At 64.6% G+C, this 19,881-nt stretch carries 22 protein-coding genes and 1 tRNA gene; 17 read left to right on the forward strand and 6 right to left on the reverse strand.

Annotation, left to right across the window (positions count from 1 at the left end; all coding sequences use genetic code 11):
* Positions 1–7 precede the first annotated feature (7 nt).
* Positions 8–1,252: a dicarboxylate/amino acid:cation symporter gene (locus tag ACGHJ7_RS08900; RefSeq protein ID WP_390476618.1), complete on the reverse strand. Its 1,245-nt coding sequence runs from the start codon at positions 1,250–1,252 to the stop codon at positions 8–10.
* Positions 1,253–1,444: 192 nt separating this feature from the next.
* Between ACGHJ7_RS08900 and glmM the strand changes: the two genes are divergently transcribed.
* Genes glmM through thiD form a run of 3 tightly spaced genes read left to right on the forward strand, consistent with a single transcriptional unit; the run spans position 1,445 to position 3,842 of the window.
* Positions 1,445–2,782 carry a phosphoglucosamine mutase gene (gene glmM / locus ACGHJ7_RS08905; protein WP_390476485.1) on the forward strand — a complete coding sequence of 446 codons (1,338 nt, stop codon included), beginning with the start codon at positions 1,445–1,447 and terminating at the stop codon, positions 2,780–2,782.
* The gene (locus ACGHJ7_RS08910; RefSeq protein ID WP_390476487.1) at positions 2,782–3,006 is read left to right on the forward strand and encodes a DUF1272 domain-containing protein; all 225 of its coding nucleotides are present in this window, start codon (positions 2,782–2,784) and stop codon (positions 3,004–3,006) included. Before glmM ends, ACGHJ7_RS08910 begins: the two co-directional genes overlap by 1 nt.
* Positions 3,003–3,842, forward strand: a complete 840-nt coding sequence (gene thiD, locus ACGHJ7_RS08915; protein ID WP_390476489.1) for a bifunctional hydroxymethylpyrimidine kinase/phosphomethylpyrimidine kinase — start codon at positions 3,003–3,005, stop codon at positions 3,840–3,842. The genes ACGHJ7_RS08910 and thiD overlap by 4 nt, the downstream gene beginning before the upstream one ends.
* Before the next feature lie 36 nt (positions 3,843–3,878).
* Here the strand turns inward: thiD and ACGHJ7_RS08920 are convergent, their stop codons facing one another.
* On the reverse strand, positions 3,879–4,751 hold the full coding sequence (locus ACGHJ7_RS08920; RefSeq protein ID WP_390476491.1) for an LOG family protein: 873 nt from the start codon (positions 4,749–4,751) through the stop codon (positions 3,879–3,881).
* Between the two features lie 179 nt (positions 4,752–4,930).
* On the opposite strand from ACGHJ7_RS08920, the gene ACGHJ7_RS08925 reads away from it, so the two are divergent.
* The gene (locus ACGHJ7_RS08925) at positions 4,931–5,788 is read left to right on the forward strand and encodes a DMT family transporter (protein WP_390476492.1); all 858 of its coding nucleotides are present in this window, start codon (positions 4,931–4,933) and stop codon (positions 5,786–5,788) included.
* A gap of 183 nt (positions 5,789–5,971) precedes the next feature.
* Here the strand turns inward: ACGHJ7_RS08925 and ACGHJ7_RS08930 are convergent, their stop codons facing one another.
* Complete coding sequence (locus tag ACGHJ7_RS08930; RefSeq protein WP_390476494.1) at positions 5,972–6,469, reverse strand: lactoylglutathione lyase family protein; 498 nt, start codon at positions 6,467–6,469, stop codon at positions 5,972–5,974.
* 95 nt (positions 6,470–6,564) lie between these two features.
* On the opposite strand from ACGHJ7_RS08930, the gene ACGHJ7_RS08935 reads away from it, so the two are divergent.
* Entirely contained in the window at positions 6,565–7,485 is a 921-nt protein-coding gene (locus tag ACGHJ7_RS08935; RefSeq protein WP_390476495.1) for a LysR family transcriptional regulator, read from the forward strand.
* On the opposite strand, the gene ACGHJ7_RS08940 is transcribed toward ACGHJ7_RS08935, so the two are convergent.
* Positions 7,472–7,545, reverse strand: a tRNA-Gln gene (locus ACGHJ7_RS08940). The two genes, ACGHJ7_RS08935 and ACGHJ7_RS08940, sit on opposite strands and share 14 nt — an antisense overlap.
* Before the next feature lie 220 nt (positions 7,546–7,765).
* Here ACGHJ7_RS08940 and ACGHJ7_RS08945 point away from each other — a divergent pair.
* The gene (locus tag ACGHJ7_RS08945; RefSeq protein WP_390476497.1) at positions 7,766–9,001 is read left to right on the forward strand and encodes a Ppx/GppA phosphatase family protein; all 1,236 of its coding nucleotides are present in this window, start codon (positions 7,766–7,768) and stop codon (positions 8,999–9,001) included.
* A complete protein-coding gene (locus tag ACGHJ7_RS08950; RefSeq protein WP_390476498.1) occupies positions 8,998–9,663 on the forward strand; it encodes an RlmE family RNA methyltransferase in 666 nt (221 codons plus the stop codon). The genes ACGHJ7_RS08945 and ACGHJ7_RS08950 overlap by 4 nt, the downstream gene beginning before the upstream one ends.
* Before the next feature lie 37 nt (positions 9,664–9,700).
* Here ACGHJ7_RS08950 and ACGHJ7_RS08955 read toward each other — a convergent pair whose 3' ends face one another.
* On the reverse strand, positions 9,701–10,393 hold the full coding sequence (locus tag ACGHJ7_RS08955; protein ID WP_390476500.1) for a c-type cytochrome: 693 nt from the start codon (positions 10,391–10,393) through the stop codon (positions 9,701–9,703).
* A gap of 198 nt (positions 10,394–10,591) precedes the next feature.
* On the opposite strand from ACGHJ7_RS08955, the gene ACGHJ7_RS08960 reads away from it, so the two are divergent.
* A complete protein-coding gene (locus tag ACGHJ7_RS08960) occupies positions 10,592–11,494 on the forward strand; it encodes a prephenate dehydratase (protein ID WP_390476620.1) in 903 nt (300 codons plus the stop codon).
* A 26-nt stretch (positions 11,495–11,520) separates the two neighbouring features.
* Here the strand turns inward: ACGHJ7_RS08960 and ACGHJ7_RS08965 are convergent, their stop codons facing one another.
* Positions 11,521–12,636: an isoaspartyl peptidase/L-asparaginase family protein gene (locus tag ACGHJ7_RS08965; protein WP_390476502.1), complete on the reverse strand. Its 1,116-nt coding sequence runs from the start codon at positions 12,634–12,636 to the stop codon at positions 11,521–11,523.
* Positions 12,637–12,772: 136 nt separating this feature from the next.
* Between ACGHJ7_RS08965 and ACGHJ7_RS08970 the strand changes: the two genes are divergently transcribed.
* The 9 genes from ACGHJ7_RS08970 (at position 12,773) to ACGHJ7_RS09010 (ending at position 19,859) form a co-directional block, all read left to right on the forward strand.
* A complete protein-coding gene (locus ACGHJ7_RS08970) occupies positions 12,773–13,939 on the forward strand; it encodes a mechanosensitive ion channel (RefSeq protein WP_390476504.1) in 1,167 nt (388 codons plus the stop codon).
* Between the two features lie 58 nt (positions 13,940–13,997).
* Complete coding sequence (locus ACGHJ7_RS08975) at positions 13,998–14,546, forward strand: GNAT family N-acetyltransferase (RefSeq protein WP_390476506.1); 549 nt, start codon at positions 13,998–14,000, stop codon at positions 14,544–14,546.
* A gap of 24 nt (positions 14,547–14,570) precedes the next feature.
* Positions 14,571–15,539, forward strand: a complete 969-nt coding sequence (locus ACGHJ7_RS08980) for an SDR family NAD(P)-dependent oxidoreductase (RefSeq protein ID WP_390476508.1) — start codon at positions 14,571–14,573, stop codon at positions 15,537–15,539.
* 116 nt (positions 15,540–15,655) lie between these two features.
* The gene (locus tag ACGHJ7_RS08985) at positions 15,656–16,186 is read left to right on the forward strand and encodes a sigma-70 family RNA polymerase sigma factor (RefSeq protein ID WP_390476510.1); all 531 of its coding nucleotides are present in this window, start codon (positions 15,656–15,658) and stop codon (positions 16,184–16,186) included.
* Positions 16,183–16,830, forward strand: coding sequence for an NrsF family protein (locus tag ACGHJ7_RS08990; RefSeq protein WP_390476512.1), 648 nt, complete (start codon positions 16,183–16,185; stop codon positions 16,828–16,830). Before ACGHJ7_RS08985 ends, ACGHJ7_RS08990 begins: the two co-directional genes overlap by 4 nt.
* 65 nt (positions 16,831–16,895) lie before the next feature.
* The gene (locus ACGHJ7_RS08995) at positions 16,896–17,171 is read left to right on the forward strand and encodes a hypothetical protein (protein WP_390476514.1); all 276 of its coding nucleotides are present in this window, start codon (positions 16,896–16,898) and stop codon (positions 17,169–17,171) included.
* 67 nt (positions 17,172–17,238) lie between these two features.
* A complete protein-coding gene (gene ispG, locus ACGHJ7_RS09000; RefSeq protein ID WP_390476516.1) occupies positions 17,239–18,387 on the forward strand; it encodes a flavodoxin-dependent (E)-4-hydroxy-3-methylbut-2-enyl-diphosphate synthase in 1,149 nt (382 codons plus the stop codon).
* A 7-nt stretch (positions 18,388–18,394) separates the two neighbouring features.
* A complete protein-coding gene (locus tag ACGHJ7_RS09005; protein ID WP_390476518.1) occupies positions 18,395–18,940 on the forward strand; it encodes an inorganic diphosphatase in 546 nt (181 codons plus the stop codon).
* 7 nt (positions 18,941–18,947) lie between these two features.
* Positions 18,948–19,859, forward strand: coding sequence for a histone deacetylase (locus tag ACGHJ7_RS09010; protein WP_390476520.1), 912 nt, complete (start codon positions 18,948–18,950; stop codon positions 19,857–19,859).
* The last annotated feature ends 22 nt before the right edge of the window (positions 19,860–19,881 follow it).

Here is a 19,881-nt window from a genome sequence, read left to right on the forward strand (position 1 = left end):
GGTGGTCTCAATTTTCCTGTTCCGATACGCCGGTCTCTCCAGCGCCGCGATCGGTTGCCGCCGTCACTGCGACATTCATGGTCACATTGGCCAGTGTTCGCATGATGTCGGGCAGCATTTCCACCGCGACCAGCAGCGCCAGCGGTTCGATCGGCACGCCCATGGCCAGTGCGATGGGGCCGATCGAGATGACGAAGCTGATGGAGCCGGGCAGGCTGACCGAACCGACGCTGATGATAAAGGCTACCGCGATGCCCGTGGCCAGGGTCAGCGGGGTCAGTTCGATACCCACCAGCGTCGCGACATAGATCGCGACCGCCATGTTCATCGCCGGGCTGGTCGCACGGAAAATGGCGACCGCCAGAGGAAGGACGAAATCGGCCGTGTCTTCCCTCAGACGCAGCCGCCACGCACTGTCGAGCATGGCGGGCAGGCTGGCGAGAGAGCTTTGCGTGCTGATGGCGACCGCCTGCGCGGGCAGCACGGCGCGGGCAAATCGCACAGGCCCGATGCGTCCGATCGTCACCGCGAGACCATAGGCCGCCAGCAGCACGATCCCGCCCATGGCCGAAACGGTCAGGATGTAATGGATCAGCGTGGCGAAGGCACCGTCCCCGCCTGCACGCAGGGCAACGCCGAATGCCAGCGCGAACACGCCCAGCGGGGCGAGCCACAGGACCCAGCCGATGATGACCAGCATGGCGTTGCCGAGCGCCCGGAAAAAGCGCAGCAACACTTCGCCCTGCCCGTCCGGCAGGCGGGTGATAGCAATCGCCAGCACCGCGAAAAACAGCGTGAGTGGCAGCATCGCCGTCTCTGCCGCGGCGGCGAAAAGGTTGGGCGCGACGAGCGAGGAAACGAAATCGCCGAGGCCCGGAACTTCCTGAGCCTCCATGGCTGCGCCGTTGGCCAGCAGCGCCGTCGCGGCTTCGGAGATCGGGAAGGCATCCAGGAGCAGCGGCATGAACACGGCGCTGGCAAGGCCGCTGAACACCAGCATCACGAAGACCCAGCCGAGCATTCGCCGCGCTGTCGCCCCGGCGCGTGCCGCTGCGATCATCTGGGCGATCCCCATGACCAGCAGCGAGGCGACGAGCGGGATGATGGTCATCTGCAGGCCGCGCAGCCAGAGCGTTCCGACAGGCGCGGCTACGGACGCGGCCGCATCCTCTATCCCGCTTCCCTGCACCAGCCCGCCCAGCACCAGGCCGGCGACCAGTCCGCCGAATGTCCACCAGACGGGCAGCGTGATCCGGACGAGGCCGCCATCCTCGCCGGTTCCGGCAGCGGCGGGGTCGGCACCGGTCGGGGCAGCCTGCGCATGGCCCTGCCTGTCGTTCGTGCTTGCCAAAACTGCCCCTTCCCTCTTTCCTTTGTGCCTCGTCCGCGTCACAGCGCGGCAAAGCCAATGGCGCATCTGGAACGGGCCTTTGCAGGGGAACGCATGACACGCAAATATTTCGGTACCGACGGCATTCGCGGGGAAACCAACAAAGGCGCGATGACCGCGACCACAGCCATGCGCGTGGCGCAGGCTGCGGGCAACCATTTCCGCCGCGGCGATCACCGGCACCGTGTCGTGATCGGCAAGGATACCCGCCTGTCGGGCTACATGATGGAAAGCGCGCTGGTCGCAGGCTTCACCAGCGTCGGGGTGGATGTCATCATGACCGGCCCCCTGCCGACCCCGGCAGTTGCGCTGCTGACGCGGGAAATGCGGGCCGATCTGGGAGTCATGATCTCGGCCAGCCACAATCCCTATCAGGACAACGGCATCAAGCTGTTCGGTCCCACCGGGTTCAAGCTGGACGACGATACCGAAATGGCGATCGAGGCGCTGATCGACGAACAGCCGGACCTGGTTCCCGCCGGCGAGATCGGGCGGGCGCGCCGCATCGATGACGCCCGCGGCCGCTACATCCACGCGATCAAGCAATCGGTGGCCGACGATATCCGATTCGATGATCTGAAGGTCGTGATCGACTGCGCCAATGGCGCATCCTACCAGGTTGCACCGTCCGCCATCTGGGAACTGGGCGCGGAAGTCGTCACGCTGGGCGTGTCGCCCAACGGCACCAACATCAATGACGGCGTCGGCTCCACATCGCTCGACGCGATCAAGGCGAAGGTGGTGGAAGTGGGCGCGGATATCGGCATCGCGCTCGACGGGGATGCCGACCGCCTCATCGTGATCGACGAGAAGGGCAAGGAAGTCGATGGCGACCAGTTGATGGCCCTCATCACCACCCGCATGGCCGAACGCGGCAATCTGAAGGGCGGCGGCCTGGTCGCCACCGTAATGAGCAATCTGGGCCTGGAACGCTACCTCGAAGACAAGGGGCTGACGCTGGAGCGGACCAAGGTCGGCGACCGCTACGTGCTGGAACGCATGCGCAGCGGCGGCTTCAATGTCGGCGGCGAACAGTCGGGCCACATGATCCTGCTCGACCACGCGACCACCGGCGACGGATCGGTCGCCGCCCTGCGCGTCCTTGCCAGCCTCGTGCGTTCCGGCAAGCGGGCGAGCGAATTGCTGCATCAGTTCGAACCGGTGCCGCAGCTGCTGAAGAACGTGCGCTATTCCGGCGGTTCTCCGCTGGACGACGCGGCAGTCAAGGAATGCATCGCCGATGCCGAGGCGGAACTCGCCGGCGCAGGACGTCTCGTCATTCGCGCATCGGGGACGGAACCGCTGATCCGCGTCATGGCGGAAGGCGACGATGCAGCGCAGGTCGAAAGCGTCGTCGACCGTATCTGCGACGCGGTGAAGGACGCAGCCTGATGCTGCAGATGCGCCCCGATTGCGAACGCTGCGGAACGGACCTTCCGGCGGACGGCCCGGGCGCGTTCATTTGCAGCTTCGAATGCACGTTCTGCGCGCCGTGCGCCGATACGCTCGACGACTTGTGCCCCAATTGCGGGGGCGAGCTGACCGATCGCCCCATCCGCAGCCGTGCCCTGCTGGCCGACTACCCCGCCAGCAGCGAAAGAAAGCACGGGGCATGAAGGTGCAGGGTCTTCCCCCGCCCCGCATCCTGAGCATCGCCGGATCGGACAGTTCGGGCGGCGCGGGCATTCAGGCGGACGTGAAAACGATCACGATGCTTGGCGGCTACGCCATGACCGCGATCACCGCAGTCACCGCCCAGAACTCGATCGGAGTACAGGGCATTACGCCGCTGGAAGGCGAATTCGTTGCTGCGCAGATCCGGTCCTGCATCGACGATATCGGGGTCGATGCAATCAAGATCGGGATGCTGCAGAATGCGGATATCATCAGTCACGTCGCCGCCGTCCTTGAGGGGCTATCCGGCGACCTGCCCGTCATCCTCGACCCGGTAATGGTCGCCACATCCGGTGCGCGCCTGCTGGAAAGCGATGCGATCGACGTGATGCGCGCACGCCTCTTCCCGCTCGCCACGATGCTGACACCCAATTTGCCGGAACTGGAGCTGCTGTCAGGCCGCAAGCTGCGCGATACCTCTCTGGCCCGGGAAGCGGCACAGGAACTGGCGACGGCCCATGGCTGCGCGGTCCTCGCCAAGGGTGGGCATACCGGAGACGAAGAGAAGGAAGGCGCGCAGGTGATCGACCTGCTTCAGATGGCGGACGGGTCCATGGCCAGCTTCACCGATGCGCGGATCTACAGCCGCAATACGCATGGCACAGGCTGCACTTTGTCGGCTGCCATCGCCACCCTGCTGGGTCACGGCCAGAACGTGGAACACAGCGTCCGGCTCGCCCGGCAATTCGTCCGCGAGGCGATCTGGAAGGCGCCCGATTTCGGTAGCGGGGCCGGGCCGCTAGGGCATCAGGCGGTGCGGCTGGCCGGAGAGCACTGAGCCGCCCGGGAGCGGCTTTCCTTCAAAGTTAGGGCGTCAGCGATTCAGGTCGTAGAACTGCGAGATATGCGCCCACGCCTCGTCGGCGGTCTCAACCCAGGTGATGAGATCGAGGTCCTTCCTGGAAATCGTCCCTTCCTCGGCAATCGCTTCGAAATCGACGACACGCGTCCAGAAATCCTTGCCGAACAGCAGGATCGGCATCGGTTTCATCTTGCCGGTCTGGATCAGCGTCAGGAGCTCGAAAAATTCGTCGAACGTGCCGAAGCCGCCGGGGAAGACCGCGACCGCGCGCGCACGCAAGAGGAAATGCATCTTGCGCAGCGCGAAATAATGGAAATTGAGCGACAGATACGGCGTGACATAGGGGTTGGGCGCCTGTTCGTGCGGCAGGACGATGTTCAGCCCGATGCTCTCCGCACCGGCATCGCTGGCGCCGCGATTGCCGGCCTCCATGATCGACGGCCCGCCCCCTGTGCAGACGACGAACTGGCGCTTGCCTTCTTCCACAATGGACTTCTCGCTCACCAGCTTGGCCAGCTTGTGCGCCTCGGCATAATATTTCGCCTTGTCGGCCAGCCGCTGCGCGACCTTCTGCTCGAATTCGTCGCCATCCTTTGCCGCCTCCAGCCGGGCTTCGGCCTGTTCCGGAGAGGGAATGCGCGCAGAGCCATACATGACCATCGTCGACCCGACCCCGGCCTCGTCCAGCAGCATTTCCGGCTTCAGCAGTTCGAGCTGGAAACGCACCGGCCGCAATTCCTCGCGCAGGAGGAACTCGTCATCCTGGAAGGCGAGGCGATAGGCCGGATGGCGCGTCTGCGGCGTATCGTCGGGGCACGATTCGGAAAACTTCGCTTCCTGTTCGGCACGGTAGAAGCGGCGGTCTTTCAGGTCTTTCTCGGTCATGAGGCTCCACTAGGGCGCGCTGGGGCGGTGGGCAAGCCGCGGGACGTGATGTGCCAAGCCCCCCCCCTTCTTTTCGAACCCCATCTGTCCCGCAACGCAATCCTTGGCGACAAGCGCCCGGCTGTATAGCGGAGCATGAGGCCAATCCCGCCTGCCCGTCGAACGGAGCGAACGGCACCTTGCCCCCGAAACCGACAACCCTTGCAGCGCTCGTCTCCCTTTCCCTCCTCGCCTTTGCCGCGAATTCGGTTCTGGCGCGCGCTGCGATCGACGGCGCCGGAATGGATGCACTCGTCTTCACAGCGCTCCGGCTCGCATCGGGGGCGCTCATCCTGTTGCCCCTCGTCATTCGGGGGCAAGGCCTGGCCGCCTTGCGCAACCCCGATCCGGTGGGCGTGGCATCCCTCGCCGTCTATGCGGGCGCATTCGCGCTCGCATACGTCATGCTGGGCACGGGGACCGGCGCGCTCATCCTGTTTGCCGCCGTGCAGGTAACGATACTGGCGCACGGGTTCTTAGAGGAGCGATGCCTGCGCGCGCTTGATGTGGCAGGCGTCGGTCTTGCCATGTCGGGACTGGTCGTGCTGGTCGGCGGAGATGCGTTGCAGGCTGGCTCTACAGAGGCGGTCCTGACCATGGCCCTCGCCGGTGTGGCATGGGGGCTCTACACCGTCCGGGGGCGCAAATCGCAGGCTCCCGCACTGGCGACTGCCGCCAATTTCGCATGGGCGGCGCTGCTTCTTGGCCTGCCGATATTCGCCTGGGCGTTTGTGTCGGGAAGTTTGGGAAGCATCAGCGCAGGGGGACTGACGCTTGCGATCTCGTCCGGCGCGCTGGCCTCGGGCATCGGGTACACGATATGGTATCGCACCATTCCCTATCTGAGCCATGCCACCACCGGCGCCGTCCAGCTCGCCACCCCCGCGGTCGCGGCACTGGGCGCTGCGGCTTTTCTTGCCGAACCCATCGGCTGGCGGCTTGCTGCGGGGGGCGCGATAATCCTCGGCGGGATCGCCCTCACCCTGCGGCAGCGCTAGGCCGCAATCGAAGTCGCGCCCGGCCTCTCGCTGAGGGTGAACAGCAATTACACCAATTACCTCGACGAAACGCCGGTCGACGAACCGTTTCGGAAATTTGCCTGGGAGCTGTCCACGTCCCGGTAAGGCAGCAATAAAGGGGCAGCCGTGATGGCTGCCCCTCCTTCCGGTGCTACGGCGACCTCAGGAATAGGCGCCGGCCGAATAGGTCAGTTCGTAACTGTGGCTGTAGATCTCGAAGACGATGCCGAACGGGTCTTCGACATAAACCATGCGATAAGGCTTCTCGCCCGGGAAATATTCCCGGATCGGCATGCGTTGCTTGCCGCCAGCCGCCACGATCTTTTCGACCAGGGTTTCCAAGTCGGGATCCTGCACGCAGAAATGGAACGTGCCATGGCGCTTGTGGTCGAGGTTTTCGTCGGGCGCATGGTTGTCCGGAAATTCGAAAATCTCGATGCCGATCCGGTCAGCCGTGACAAGATGCGCGATCTTCAGCCGCTTCCAGTCGGGGCCGAACACGTCGGTGCACATGATGCCGACCGGGCTGTCGTCCTCGGTAATCTCGGTCGGTTCCATGATGACGTAGAGACCGAGAACCTCGGTGTAGAATTTCACGGCAGCGTCGAGGTCGGGCACTGACAGGCCGATATGCGAAAAGGTCTTGGGGGATGTGGTCATGCTAGTCTCCGTTTCGTGTCTCGATGCCCCCGACATGGTCCGCACGTCCGATTGTTGGAAATTATCGATACCGATGCCAGTCATCACATTTCGTTATGACTCCACTTGGTTCCCGTTGGCTGCACACGTTTCGCGTTCTTTGCGAAGAAGGCCATTTCACGCGGGCATCGAAACGCCTGAACATGATGCAGCCCGGCGTATCGCAGCATCTTGCCAAGCTGGAGGGACAGGTCGGCCAGCAACTGGTTTACCGGGACGCCCCTTCCTTCACCCTGACCGATACCGGCGCGGCCTTGCGCGAGCTTGCGGATAGACGCTGGCGTGAGGAGCAGGCGCTGCGGGAAACCTTGACTGCGGGGCACGAGGAGGCAGGCGTTGTTCGCGTGGCATCGTCCGGCAGCTTTGCCATGCTTCTCTATCCGTCGCTGATCCAGTGGATGGGCGAAGCGCCGGACCTTCGCGCCGAGCTTACCGCCGCCCCGGTCGACCGGATCTGCGCCGGCGTGGTGGATGGAGAGTTCGACCTTGGCATCGTCACCGGGTCCTTCCGGCACCCGCGTATCGAGACCGCCGTGCTCGGCCACGAGCCACTGGACCTGCTGCTGCCCGCAGCCTGGCAAGGAAGATCGCCGGACTTCGGCGAACTCCAGTCGCTGGGTTTCGTCGATCATCCCGACGGGAAGGCTTTTGCCGACATCCTCTTCGAGGCGAATTTTCCGTCCGCCTATGCTGGGTCCGAAGCCATCGCCGTTCGCACCGCCATCAACCAGATCGGGCAGATACCGGAGGCCGTCGCGGCGGGGCTGGGCTACACCATCCTGCCACGCAGCGGTGTGGTCACCTTTCCCCGTGCCGACCGGCTGTTCGTGCCCACCATGCCGCGCCCAAGCAGCCTCCCGCTGCAGGCCATCTGTTTGAATGGGCGAACGCGCATCCCGCGCCTGGCCAAGCTGATGCGCCTGGTGCGGGACCAGGTAGACCTGTTCGATCAACTAGAGAGAATGGATGCCCCGTGAGGATTCGAACCTCAATTGACGGAGTCAGAGTCCGTAGTCTTACCATTAGACGACGGGGCATTACCGGTATGCAGGATCAGAATCACTGCATTCGCAGACCTTGCTGCGAGGCGCGGCATCTATGGGCGGTCGCAGCGTAGGTCAAGTCCTGTCGCCACCCGTCACCATCATGCGCAGGGGCGGCACGCTTGCCGACAGGGCCTAGCCACGCTAGCATCGTCGACAGGTCCTCGCAGGGCGTCTGCCCGGCGAGAGGAAAAATTGAAAGAGACATGCGTAGATGGCGGACCATATTCCGCCGGACAAAGCCAGCAGGGCGAGCGCAGGTGGGAAGATAAAGTCCGGCAGCGTAGCCGATTTTCGCTACAAGCCTTCCCCGCCGCCCGACCAGAAGCCACCAGAACCACCTGCAACAGGTGCGCCCGGCACCGGCGCGCACACTCGCGCTGCGGCAAATGTGCGAGGCGGCCCTCCATCCCTCCCTTCACGGCAGGCGAACGGCCGTACCGGTCGGCATCGCGGCAGGCAGGCCTATGCGGCACTGGACCTCGGAACAAATAATTGCCGATTGCTGATCGCGCGCCCCTCCGGCGAGAACTTCACGGTCATCGACGCCTTCAGCCGCGTTGTGAAGCTGGGCGAGGGACTGGCCGTGTCGGGGCAGCTATCCGACAAGGCCATGGACCGCGCGCTGGGTGCGTTGACGATTTGCGCCGACAAGCTTCGGCGCCGCAACGTCTTCCTCGCCAGGTCGGTCGCGACGGAGGCGTGCCGGCGGGCCAGCAACGGACAGGATTTCATCGACCGTGTAAGGAAAGAGACCGGCATCGTCCTCGACATCATCAGCGCTCAGGAAGAAGCGCGCCTTGCCGTGCTGGGCTGCCACGTACTGCTGGAGCAGGGTCACGGACCCGCGGTCATCTTCGACATCGGCGGCGGCTCGACCGAACTGGTGCTGATCGAACCGGGCGAGAACGTGCCGCGCATTCTCGACTGGCAGAGCGTGCCGTGGGGCGTCGTCTCGCTCAGCGACACCGTCCCGCGGCGCGGCGACGACGATGCCAGCCGGCTGGGCCGCTATGCACAGATGCGCCAGCTGGTCAGCGACAGCTTCGCACCGTTCGCAGAGCGCGTCGCCCCGTGGAGGCGCAAGGCCGATCCGCGCCTTCTGGGAACCAGCGGCACCGTCACGACACTGGCGAGCCTCCATCTGGAATTGCCGCAATACGACCGGCAGGCGGTCGACGGGTTGATCGTGCCATCGGATTCGATGCGCGAGATATGCCAGCGCCTTGCCGGGATGACCTGGGCCGAGCGGTCGGACCTGCCCTGCATCGGCCACGACCGCGCCGAACTGGTCGTTGCAGGCTGCGCCATTCTTGAGGCCATTCTCGACCTGTGGCCAACGGCGGAACTCGGTGTGGCCGACAGGGGCATTCGCGAAGGCATCCTGCGCAGCCTGATGGCCGCCGACCTGACGCCGCCGCAAACAGCCGACCAGGGGTCCGCAGAATGAGCAGGTCCGGCAGGGATCCCGACAAGCGCGTTCGCAAGACGCGGGGCCGCACCGAATCGAGCCGCCGCTGGCTGGAGCGGCAGTTGAACGACCCTTACGTAAAACAGGCGAAGGCCGACGGCTATCGCAGCCGCGCCGCCTACAAGCTGCTGGAACTGGACGAGCGTTTCGCCATTCTCTCGCGCGCAAAACGGGTCGTTGACCTCGGCATTGCTCCGGGCGGCTGGGCGCAGGTAGTGCGCAAGAAGCGTCCCAAGGCCGGCATCGTCGGTATCGACCTGCTGGAAACGGAGCCGCTCGACGGCGTCACGATTTTCCAGATGGATTTCATGGACGATGCCGCACCCCAGCGGCTGGAAGCGGCGCTGGAAGGCCCACCGGATCTCGTCATGTCGGACATGGCCGCCAATACCGTGGGCCACAAGCAGACCGACCATCTGCGCACGATGGGTCTTGTCGAGGCCGCGGCATGGTTCGCGATCGAGACGCTGGACGAAGGCGGGACCTTCCTGGCCAAGGTTCTGGCAGGCGGCACGGATACCGAGCTGCTATCCCTGCTCAAGAAGCATTTCACCAGCGTCAAGCACGCCAAGCCGCCCGCGAGCCGCAAGGGTTCTTCGGAATGGTATGTTGTGGCGCAGGGGTTCAAGGGACGCAGCTAGGCGCCCCTCGATCCAACGCTGGATCGAACGATCAGTTTTACTGGGAGCCGTCGGCCTCGGTCACGGGGCTCTGGTCGACAACAGGCTGTTCGTCTCCCATCGCGCCGGCAGCCTCGACGGCGCTTGCCTCTGCACCTTCCGCTGGGCCGGGTCCTTCACCCGCGCCATCGATTTCGCCTTCGACGGCTGCTTCTTCGACTTCGGGTTCGGGCAGCGGCGGACCGCCACCATTGGCCAGCATGTAAAGCGTGACGTTCGCACGGTCTTCGATGCTGCCGAGACCGGCGAAGCTCATCTTCGTGCCGGCTGCAAAGCCGCGCGGGCTCTTCAGCCATTCGTTCATGGCGTCGTAGTCCCACACGCCGCCCTTCTCAGCGAGGGCGGAACTGTAGGCGAACCCGGCCGCGTGCTTGCCAATGGGCTTGCCCATGATGCCGTACAGGTTGGGACCGATACCGGCCGCGCCGCCCTGGTTGATCGTGTGGCAGGCGGTGCATTTCGCAAACACCTTCTCGCCCGCTTCGGCCGAACCGGCGGCGAGCGCCTGCGCGATAGTCGGACCGGATTCGGCGCCCGCACCCTCTTCAGGGGCGTCGATGAAATAGCCGGGCTGCTCAGGCGATTCGGGGCTGTCCGCGTGGAACACCTTGCTGCTGAGATAGGAAGAACCGAGCGCGATGATCCCTGCGAAGAGGATCCATCCAAAGGCGGTGTTGCGGTTGTCTTGCATGGGTAAGGCTATGTCCGGTGGATGCGGTCAAAGAATATCGCCTGCGCTCTAGTCAGCCTGCCCCCGTTTCGCAAGGGCGATAGCGACGGACCAAAGGCTGCCCCCCAAATCCGCGCGGGCGCCAACCGTGCCTTCACCGTGCCATATCGCAAGTGCGCTTGCCCCGTTCAGGGCGTGAGTATACCCGGCATGGCAGTCATGCGTAAATTTGCCGCCCCCGCCCGCGAGCTTGTCGAAACCATGCGCCTTGCCGCCAAGGCGTCGCCCGCCGACGCCGTGTCGTTCGGGGGCGCGCCAGGATCCAATTCGCACCGCGCAATGGGCCAGTACGCGCCGGATGGCCTGCCCCTCCCCTGCTACGGCTTCAACGATGCGATCGAGGCAGTGAAGACGGGCATCGCCGGACGCACGCTGATCCCGATCGAGAATTCGCAGCACGGCCGGGTGGCGGACATCCACTTCATGCTCCCCGAAAGCGGTCTCGCCATCGTGGCGGAACATTTCCTCCCGATCCATCACGCGCTGATGGTGCTGCCGGGGACGGACATGGGCGAACTGGAAGCGGTCTACAGTCATCCGCAGGCACTCGGGCAATCGCGTCACTTCCTTGCCGAGCGCGGTCTCGTGCCCCTTGCCCATGCCGATACGGCGGGCGCGGCGGCGTATGTTGCGGAAATGGGAGAGAAGCGCTTTGCCGCGATCGCCCCGGCCATTGCTGCCGAACTATACGGGCTGGAGATTGCCGAGAGCCGGGTGGAGGATGCATCCGACAACATGACGCGCTTTGTCGCGCTGGCGCAGGAGCAGCTGGACCCTGCGACGCTGGACCCCGCCAATACGATGACCACCTTCATCTTCGAGGTGAAGAACATTCCCGCCGCCCTGTACAAGGCGCTGGGCGGTTTCGCCACGAACGGCGTCAACATGACGAAGCTGGAAAGCTACCAGAAGGGCACGAGCTTTTCCGCCAGCATGTTCTACGCCGATATCCTGGGCGCACCCGGCGACCCCGCAGTCGACCGCGCGATGGAGGAACTCGCCTTCCACTGCCGCGAACTTCGCGTCCTGGGCAGCTACGCCGTCGCGCGCGAAAGGGGCTGACCGGCCAGGCCCGGTAAAACCTGCCGCTATTCGCCGGCTTCGCTGCCCGGTTCTTCGAAGATCGCGATTTCCCGCAAGCCATCGCTGTCCGCGCGGCCGCGATACATGCCGGACGTGTTGAAGCTGAAGACTTCCTCCCCGTCAGGCGTCACCAGGATCACGCCGCCATCCCCGCCCATCTCGGCAACTTCTGCCAGGACGGCGTCGGCAGTCTTGCGGACGTAGTTGGTGCTCCGCAGCCATTCGAGATGCGCTGCATCGTCCGCTCCGGCCAGTGACGCCTGTGGCCGCACCAGCCGCAGCCGCGAACATATTTCGCGCGCCACGCCGACCCGGATGAAATATTCGCCGTGCCCGGTCGCACTGACGGCGCAGGACCGATTGTCGGCATAGGTGCCCGCGCCGATGATCGGGGCATCGCCGATGCGGCCCCAGCGCTTGCCGGTCATTCCGCCGGTCGAGGTCCCTGCCGCGAGGTTTCCGGCCATGTCGCGCGCCACCGCGCCGACGGTGCCGAACTTCACGTCGACATCGATGGCCGAGAGGTTTTCCGCCTTCAGCCGCTCCAGCGATTCCAGGCGCCGCTCGGTCCCGAACCAGTCGGGCAGGACGGTTTCCAGCTGTTCGCCTTCCGGCAATTCGTCGGCAAAGGTTTCCGCGCCCTCGCCCGACAGGAAAACATGGCGCCCGTCCCGCCGCACGGCATCGGCCAGCAGGATCGGGTGACGGATCGTCGTCGTGCCCGTGGTCGCCCCGGCACTGCGGTCCGATCCATCCATGATCGCGGCATCGTGCTCGATCTGGCCGTCCCAGGTATAGACCGCGCCGCGCCCGGCGTTGAACAGCGGATCGTCCTCCATCAGCACGATTGCCGCCTTGATCGCATCCATGGCCGTCCCGCCGGCCGCCAGGATCCCGGTCCCAGCGTCGAGCGCCGCACCCAGCGAGGCGCGGTAGGCCGCTTCCTGTTCGTCGGTCAGGTTTTCCCGTTCGATGACGCCCGCCCCGCCATGGATGGCGAACGACCAGCCCGCGTCACGGTCCTCGCCCGCACCGCTGCCACCGGTGACGATCTCCTGCGCAGCGGCGCCTTGCGTGATTGCCAGCGCGAGCGCGCAGGCCAGGGGGGCAAATCGGGTCATGGCCTCATTCCTTCGTCGTGATGCGTCCCGCGACAGAACACCGTGTGCATCCGATACCTACACCCTTTGGCATGACAGCCAAGCGTGCTATGCTCCGAAGTGTATGCAGTAGAAATGCCAACAAGGGGGTATGCACATGCCAATAGGAAATTACAGGTTCGATCAGGGCCTGGCGATGGAACTTCTCGAGAAGGCGCTGCTGGCGATCGGCATCCTGATCGTCACCTGGATCCTCGCCAAGGCGGCCAAATGGGCCTTTGCCAAGCTCGTCGATGCGGTTCCGCTGCTCCAGCGCGGCACGGGCGGCGGCCAGAGCGTCGGCATGGCGCTTGGCAAGATCGTCTCGCTCTTCATCTGGCTGTTCGGCCTCCTCGCCATTCTGCAGGTCCTCGGCCTCAACGCCGTGGCCGGTCCGATCAATGCGCTGCTCGAAAACGTCGTCGCGTTCATCCCGAACCTGATCGGCGCGGGCATCCTGCTGTTCGTGGGCCTGATGATTGCCGGCATCGTGCGCGACATCGTCGTCACCGCCATGCAGACGATCGACCTCGACAAGTGGATGAACAAGGCGGGGGCAGACAATGTCACCGGCAACAGCGCGATCAGCAAGACGCTGGGCACCGTGGTCTACATCCTCATTGCCATCCCGGTCGCGATTGCGGCGCTGAACGTGCTGAACATCGAGTCGATCTCGCAGCCTGCCAGTGAAATGCTCGGCATGATCTTCGACGCGATCCCGCGCATTATCGCTGCCGCACTGCTGCTCGGCATCGGCTATGTCATCAGCAAGTTCGTGGTGAACATCTTGACCCAGCTTCTGACCGGCTTCGGCGTCGATCGCTCGATTGCAGCCACCGGTCTCGTCAGCGAAGGCACTAGCGCCAGCGGCATCATCGCCCGCGTCGTCCAGATCGCCATCCTGCTGTTCTTCGCCATTGCAGCGACGCGCATGCTCGGTTTCCCGGAACTGACCGCGATCCTGAACGAGGTGCTGGAACTGGCCGGACGCGTGGTGTTCGGGGCCGTCGTCATCGGCGCAGGCTTCCTGATCGCCAACATGCTGGGCAAGCTGATCGGCGGCACGGCGGGCACCATCGTGCGCTATGCCACGATCGTGATCTTCACCTTCATGGGCCTGAGCTACACCGGTGTCGGCGATATCATCACCGAAACCGCCTTCAGCGCCATCGTCATCGGCCTTGCCGTGGCAGGTGCGCTGGCCTTCGGTCTGGGTGGCCGCGAATGGGCCGGCCGCAAGCTGGAAGAATGGGACGCCAAGTCCAAGACGCCGCCCAAGGTGTAATCCGGCAGGCCAAGGCTTCACCTTCACGGGTGAACACGATACGGGGCGCAGGGTCGACATGATCCTGCGCCCCGCTTCCTTGGAGGACACCTCCGCCCTCGCCCGCCTTGGCCGCGAAAGCTTCTGCGCCGCGTTCGCGCATCTTTACCGCCAGGCCGATCTCGATGCCTTCCTCCAGCAGGTCTATTCCGAAGATGCCGTGGCGGAGGAAATCGCGGACGAGCACTGCATCCACCGCCTCGCGTGGGAGCATAGCGGTCGCGAAGGCACGGAGACTGCCGGACAGCGCGGCCGCCTGCTGGGTTTCGTCAAGCTGCGCCATCCCAGCTGGTATGCCGAGCACAGCGACGCGGCCGATCCCATCGCGCTCGGCCAGCTCTACACCCAGCCGGACGCCACCGGACGGGGCATCGGCGCTGCCCTGATGGACTGGGCCATTGCCGAGGCGCGCCAGCGCGGGCACGATGCCATCCAGCTATCGGTCTGGAGCGAGAACTACGGCGCACAGCGTTTCTACCACCGCTACGGCTTCGGCAAGATCGCGGATATCGACTTTCATGTCGGTGACCATGTCGACCACGAGTTCCTGTACGAGGCGAGACTTTAAGAACAAGGATTGGGAGACGTCACGATGAGCACCTACGGTTTCGAAAGCACGGCAGACGAGGTCCTGTCGGACATCGACCTCAGCGGCAAAACAGCGTTCATCACCGGCGGATATTCCGGGCTGGGCAAGGAAACCGCGCGCGCCATGGCGGCGCGCGGCGCCCACGTCATCATTGCCGGGCGCGACATGGACAAGGCGGACGCGGCAGCCGCGGAAATCCGCGAGGCGACCGGCAATGAAAGCATCGAGACGATCGAATGCGACCTCGGCTCGCAGCAGCAGCTCAAGGCTTGCGGGGCCGAGGCGCGCGAGCGGCTGTGCAAGATCGACCTGCTGATCAACAATGCCGGGGTGATGGCGTGCCCCTACGCCGAAACCGCCGACGGGTTCGAAATGCAGTTCGGCACCAATCATCTCGGCCATTTCACCCTGACCAACGAATTGCTGCCGCTGGTCGAGAACGCCGCGGGCGGCGACAGCCATCCGCGTATCGTCAACCTGTCCAGCCGCGGCCATCACTTCGCGCCGGTGAACATGGACGATCCCAATTTCGACAACCGCGATTACGAGAAATGGCAGGCATACGGCCATGCCAAGACGGCCAATATCCTTCACGCCGTCGGCCTGGAAAAGCGCCTGTCGGACAAGGGCATCCATGCCTATGCCGTCCACCCCGGCGGGATCATGACCAATCTGAGCCGCCACCTGACGCAGGACGACATGACCGCCCTGCGCGCACGGATAAAGAAGCGCGCAGAGGAAGCGGGCGAGGAGCCGGAAGGCTTCAAGACGATCCCGCAGGGCGCAGCCACTACCTGCTGGGTCGCCACCAGCGACGAACTGGAAGGCCGCGGCGGCCTCTATGCCGAGAATTGCCACGTCGCCGAAGTCGATGACGAAAACGCGGTAGGCGGTGTGCGCAGCTATGCGGTGGACGAAGGCAATGCCGAACAGCTCTGGCAATTGTCCGAAACGCTGGTCGCCCAGGCCTGAATTCGTCCGCCAGCCTTTCCTGCCGGTAGCGGCGCTGGTGAGAAAACGATTGTAACCTTCGGGCAGGTTCGTGCGAATTGCATCCACGGAACCTGCCCGAAGGACATGCGAACGCCATGATTGCCGACGAGAATACGATGGCGCACCTGATGCGCAAATCGCAGCTCGGCGACAAGCGAGCCTATGCCGTCCTGCTGGACGAATGCGCGGCATGGCTTCAGCGGTATTTCCGCAAGCGGGTTCCGCTGCACCAGCTCGACGACCTGGTGCAGGACGTGCTCGTCTCGCTCCATCGCAAGCGTGCCAGCTGGGATCCTGACCGGGCTTTCATGCCGTGGCTGGCCGCAATTGCACGCTATCGCTGGGTCGATCACCTGCGCCGGGTCTATCGCTCGGTGGAAGACGAGCTGGGCGATGCCGATGCTCCCCATGACAGCGAGGAAGAAGCCGTCATGGCGCGCATGAGCCTGGACCGGCTGTTCGTCCACCTCCCCGAAAAACAGGCGGATGTCATCGAACTGGTCAAGATCGAGGGTCTGTCCATCGCAGAGGCGTCGCGCAGGACGGGCCAGAGCGAAAGCCTCGTGAAGGTCAATATCCATCGCGGCCTGAAGAAGCTGTCCGCCATGGTTGAAAAGGCAGAATGACGATGAACCGTAGCCATGCCGCGCTGATCGCGCAGCTGTCGGATGAACTGGAGCCGGTGCGTCCGATGCGCGCGCGCGGCGGTTACCTGCTGATTGGACTGGCCGCCCTGGTGACTTTCCTGTGCGTCTGGGTCGCCGCCGGCCTGTGGGACGGCGTGATCACCGGAGAGGCGTCCCCCTTCTACATTATCGCCAACGGCTTGCTGCTGCTGGTCGCCCTTGCCAGCGTCAGCGCGACCATCGCGCTGGCGACCCCGTCGGTCGGAAACCGGCAGGATGGCCCACCCTGGACGCTGGCGATGCTGTGCGTCCTGCCGGTTTCGGCGCTGGTCGCTGCAGCGGTGCCGGGGGCGGGAATGACATCCGTAGTCGATCCGCATGCCCTGTCGTGCCTCGCGTCCGCCCTTGCTGCGGGCCTGCTCGTTTTTGCCGGTCTCGCCATCTGGCTCAGGCGCGGGGCGCCCGTATCGATCGCGCTGGCGGGAACCAGTGCCGGGATCGCGGCAGGTGCGGCGGGCAGTTTCCTCTACGGCCTTTCCTGCCCCGTCGACACCCTGACCCACCTTGGCATCTGGCACGTCGCGCCGGTCCTGCTGGGCGGTTTTCTGGGACGGATCTCGCTACCGCGCATCATCAGGTGGTGAGGATTTGTCACCGCGGCCGACTTGGTGCTAGCTCCTGATACGACAGGTGCAATCGGGGGATTCGCATGACGCAGCCAATGTCCGACGAGCAGCGCATCGCGCAGCTTCTCCATTCGGCGAACAATTGCCGCCAGATGCTGGCCGCGGTGGATCGCAAGCTCGCCGAGGCGCTGCAGCGTGTCTATGACGGCGACATCGCCCAGTGCCGCGACATGCTGGAAGAATTGAGCAGGGCCCTGCCCGAAGCAATGGCCATCATCGAATTCGAAGAAGACATGAGCACTTCCTCATCCAGGCCAGAGCCCGGCGAAAGAGCGGACCGGGACGACAGCCAAAGTTGACCGGCGCCGCCTTTCCCTGACCCTTGGGCTGTTCCTACGCCTGCCCGGCAGTGCTAAGGGACGCTGCATGAACACGAACACCATTCGCCCCTGGCGCTCCATCGAGCGTCGCCAGTCCCGCCAGATCATGGTCGGCAGCGTGCCCGTGGGCGGCGATGCACCCATTTCGGTCCAGACGATGACCAATACGCCGACAGAGGATGTCGGCGCGACCATCGACCAGATTCGCCGGTGCGAGGATGTGGGCGCGGACATCATCCGCGTGTCCTGCCCGACCGAGGAATCGACCGAGCATTTCGACCAGATCACGAAGGCGGCCCAGGTCCCAATCGTCGCCGACATCCATTTCCATTACAAGCGCGCGCTGGAAGCAGCGGACAAGGGCGCTGCCTGCCTGCGGATCAATCCCGGCAATATCGGCAGCAGCGAACGCGTGGCCGAAGTCGTCCGCGCGGCGAAGGCCAATGGCTGCGCGATCCGCATCGGGGTCAATGCGGGGTCGCTGGAACGCGACCTGCTGGAAAAATACGGCGAGCCTTGCCCCGAAGCGCTGGTGGAAAGCGCGCTCGACCATATCAAGCTGTTGCAGGACCACGATTTCCACGAGTTCAAGGTCGCGGTGAAAGCGTCCGACGTGTTCCTTGCCGTCGCTGCCTATCATGCGCTGGCAGAGACGGTGGACTGTCCGCTCCATCTCGGCATTACCGAAGCGGGCGGCCTGATCGGCGGGACGGTCAAGTCCTCCATCGGCATCGGCAGCCTGCTGTGGGCCGGCATCGGCGACACGATCCGCGTGTCCCTGTCGGCAGAGCCGGAGCAGGAAGTGAAAGTCGGCTTCGAGATGCTGAAGGCGCTGGGCCTGCGCACGCGCGGCGTCCGCGTCGTCTCGTGCCCCAGCTGCTCGCGCCAGGGCTTCGATGTCATCCGCACGGTCGAGGCGCTGGAGGCGCGGCTGGAGCACATCAAGACGCCAATGAGCCTTTCGGTCCTCGGCTGTGTGGTCAACGGCCCCGGCGAAGCGCGCGAGACCGATATCGGCCTGACAGGCGGCGGTAACGGCAAGCACATGGTCTATCTCTCGGGCGTGAAGGACCACCATATCGAGAGCGAGGACATGCTCAGCCACATCGTGAAGCTGGTGGAGGAAAAGGCCGCTGCCATCGAGGCAGGCGAAGCACAGGCGTTCGATCCGCATACGGCCGAGGCGGCGGAATAGGCCGCTCATGATCGACGCGGAACATCTGGCCCGCCTTCCGGCGCGAAGCGAGGACGGCCTGCTTCACGGATTCATCGAATGCCCCAAGGGCAACACCCACAAGATTGATCTCGACAAGAAGCTCGGTATTTTTCGATGGGCGCTCGAATTGCCTGAAGGGCTGACTTTCCCGGCCAATTTCGGCTTCATCCCTGCGACGCTCGCTGAGGATGGGGACGCACTCGACGTCATGGTTCTGACGGGCAGCCCCCTGCCTTCCGGTACGCTGGTCGGTGTGCGGCCAGTTGCCATTCTTCGAATGGAGCAGGAAGAGAACGGCGAGATGGTCCGCAATGACCGCCTGATCGGCGTACCACCGCTCAGCCAGACATTCGGCCACGTCGAGCGCTTGGACGAACTACGCGATACGATGCTGTGGGAACTGGGCGTTTTCTTCCGGACCTATAACGAGCTGATAAATCGAAAGGTCGCGATCCTCGATCCGGGTGACGAAGAAGACGCTGCGAGATTGGCCGATACGGCAATCGCGGCGAAAGGCGACCGGCACGGCTGAAGCAGGAATGCTCCACGTCGTCCATCACGTCGATTACATGGCCCCGCCGCCCGAGCGCGGGACATTCCGGTTCGACAAGTACCAGCTTGTCATGCGCCTGCTGCGGGAAAGCGGGGCGGCGATCACCGAACACGCGCCCGAGCCGTGCCCGCGCGAATGGCTGGAGGCGGTGCACGACCCGGACTATGTCGAACAGGTCCTGACCCAGACCGTGCCGCGAGAGAAGGAGCGGCGCATCGGCTTTCCGGTCACCGCGCATATCTCGCAAAGGGTGCAGCATACGAATGGCGGCACATGGCTCGCCGCGCAGCTTGCAATGCGGCATGGCTATGCCGCCAACAGCGCAGCGGGCAGCCATCACGCACTTTACGATACCGGCGCGGGTTATTGCGTATTCAACGATCTGGCGGTGACGGCGAACAGGCTCATCGCGCAAGGGGACGCCGCGCGCGTCCTGATCGTGGATCTCGACGTCCACCAGGGCGACGGCACGGCCAGCCTGACTGCGGGGCGCGAGGACATCGTCACCTTCTCCATGCACGCGCAGAAGAACTTCCCCGTCCGCAAGGCACGTTCAGACCTCGACGTCGGCCTGCCCGACGGAACGGATGATGCGGCCTATCTGGAAGCGCTGGCGCAGCATCTCCCGCGTCTAGTCGCCAGCGTGCAACCCGACATCGTGCTGTACCAGGCCGGGGTGGACCCGTACGAAGGCGACCGGCTCGGGCGACTGTCCCTCACGGGAGAGGGACTGGAGGCGCGGGACCGCTATGTCGTGGCGCAGGTCCGGCAGCGCGGCTTGCCGATCGCCAGCGCCCTTGGCGGCGGTTACGGACAGGATTCCGCGGAGGTCGCGGGACGCCATGCCCGGTCCATGCTGGCGATGGCTGAAGAGAATACGCGCTTCGGTCCTCTTTAGGTCCGCTTAAGCACCCCGGCGC

This window comes from Altererythrobacter sp. MTPC7 (assembly GCF_042851395.1).
Classification (GTDB): Bacteria; Pseudomonadota; Alphaproteobacteria; order Sphingomonadales; family Sphingomonadaceae; genus CAJXSN01.

Coding starts and splice junctions, on each gene's coding strand:
- glmM (WP_390476485.1), top strand. CDS start 1,445: ATGACACGCAAATATTTCGGTACCGACGGCATTCGCGGGGAAACCAAC.
- ACGHJ7_RS08910 (WP_390476487.1), top strand. CDS start 2,782: ATGCTGCAGATGCGCCCCGATTGCGAACGCTGCGGAACGGACCTTCCG.
- thiD (WP_390476489.1), top strand. CDS start 3,003: ATGAAGGTGCAGGGTCTTCCCCCGCCCCGCATCCTGAGCATCGCCGGA.
- ACGHJ7_RS08920 (WP_390476491.1), bottom strand. CDS start 4,751: ATGACCGAGAAAGACCTGAAAGACCGCCGCTTCTACCGTGCCGAACAG.
- ACGHJ7_RS08930 (WP_390476494.1), bottom strand. CDS start 6,469: ATGACCACATCCCCCAAGACCTTTTCGCATATCGGCCTGTCAGTGCCC.
- ACGHJ7_RS08935 (WP_390476495.1), top strand. CDS start 6,565: ATGACTCCACTTGGTTCCCGTTGGCTGCACACGTTTCGCGTTCTTTGC.
- ACGHJ7_RS08945 (WP_390476497.1), top strand. CDS start 7,766: ATGGCGGACCATATTCCGCCGGACAAAGCCAGCAGGGCGAGCGCAGGT.
- ACGHJ7_RS08950 (WP_390476498.1), top strand. CDS start 8,998: ATGAGCAGGTCCGGCAGGGATCCCGACAAGCGCGTTCGCAAGACGCGG.
- ACGHJ7_RS08955 (WP_390476500.1), bottom strand. CDS start 10,393: ATGCAAGACAACCGCAACACCGCCTTTGGATGGATCCTCTTCGCAGGG.
- ACGHJ7_RS08960 (WP_390476620.1), top strand. CDS start 10,592: ATGCGTAAATTTGCCGCCCCCGCCCGCGAGCTTGTCGAAACCATGCGC.
- ACGHJ7_RS08965 (WP_390476502.1), bottom strand. CDS start 12,636: ATGACCCGATTTGCCCCCCTGGCCTGCGCGCTCGCGCTGGCAATCACG.
- ACGHJ7_RS08970 (WP_390476504.1), top strand. CDS start 12,773: ATGCCAATAGGAAATTACAGGTTCGATCAGGGCCTGGCGATGGAACTT.
- ACGHJ7_RS08975 (WP_390476506.1), top strand. CDS start 13,998: ATGATCCTGCGCCCCGCTTCCTTGGAGGACACCTCCGCCCTCGCCCGC.
- ACGHJ7_RS08980 (WP_390476508.1), top strand. CDS start 14,571: ATGAGCACCTACGGTTTCGAAAGCACGGCAGACGAGGTCCTGTCGGAC.
- ACGHJ7_RS08985 (WP_390476510.1), top strand. CDS start 15,656: ATGATTGCCGACGAGAATACGATGGCGCACCTGATGCGCAAATCGCAG.
- ACGHJ7_RS08990 (WP_390476512.1), top strand. CDS start 16,183: ATGACGATGAACCGTAGCCATGCCGCGCTGATCGCGCAGCTGTCGGAT.
- ACGHJ7_RS08995 (WP_390476514.1), top strand. CDS start 16,896: ATGACGCAGCCAATGTCCGACGAGCAGCGCATCGCGCAGCTTCTCCAT.
- ispG (WP_390476516.1), top strand. CDS start 17,239: ATGAACACGAACACCATTCGCCCCTGGCGCTCCATCGAGCGTCGCCAG.
- ACGHJ7_RS09005 (WP_390476518.1), top strand. CDS start 18,395: ATGATCGACGCGGAACATCTGGCCCGCCTTCCGGCGCGAAGCGAGGAC.
- ACGHJ7_RS09010 (WP_390476520.1), top strand. CDS start 18,948: ATGCTCCACGTCGTCCATCACGTCGATTACATGGCCCCGCCGCCCGAG.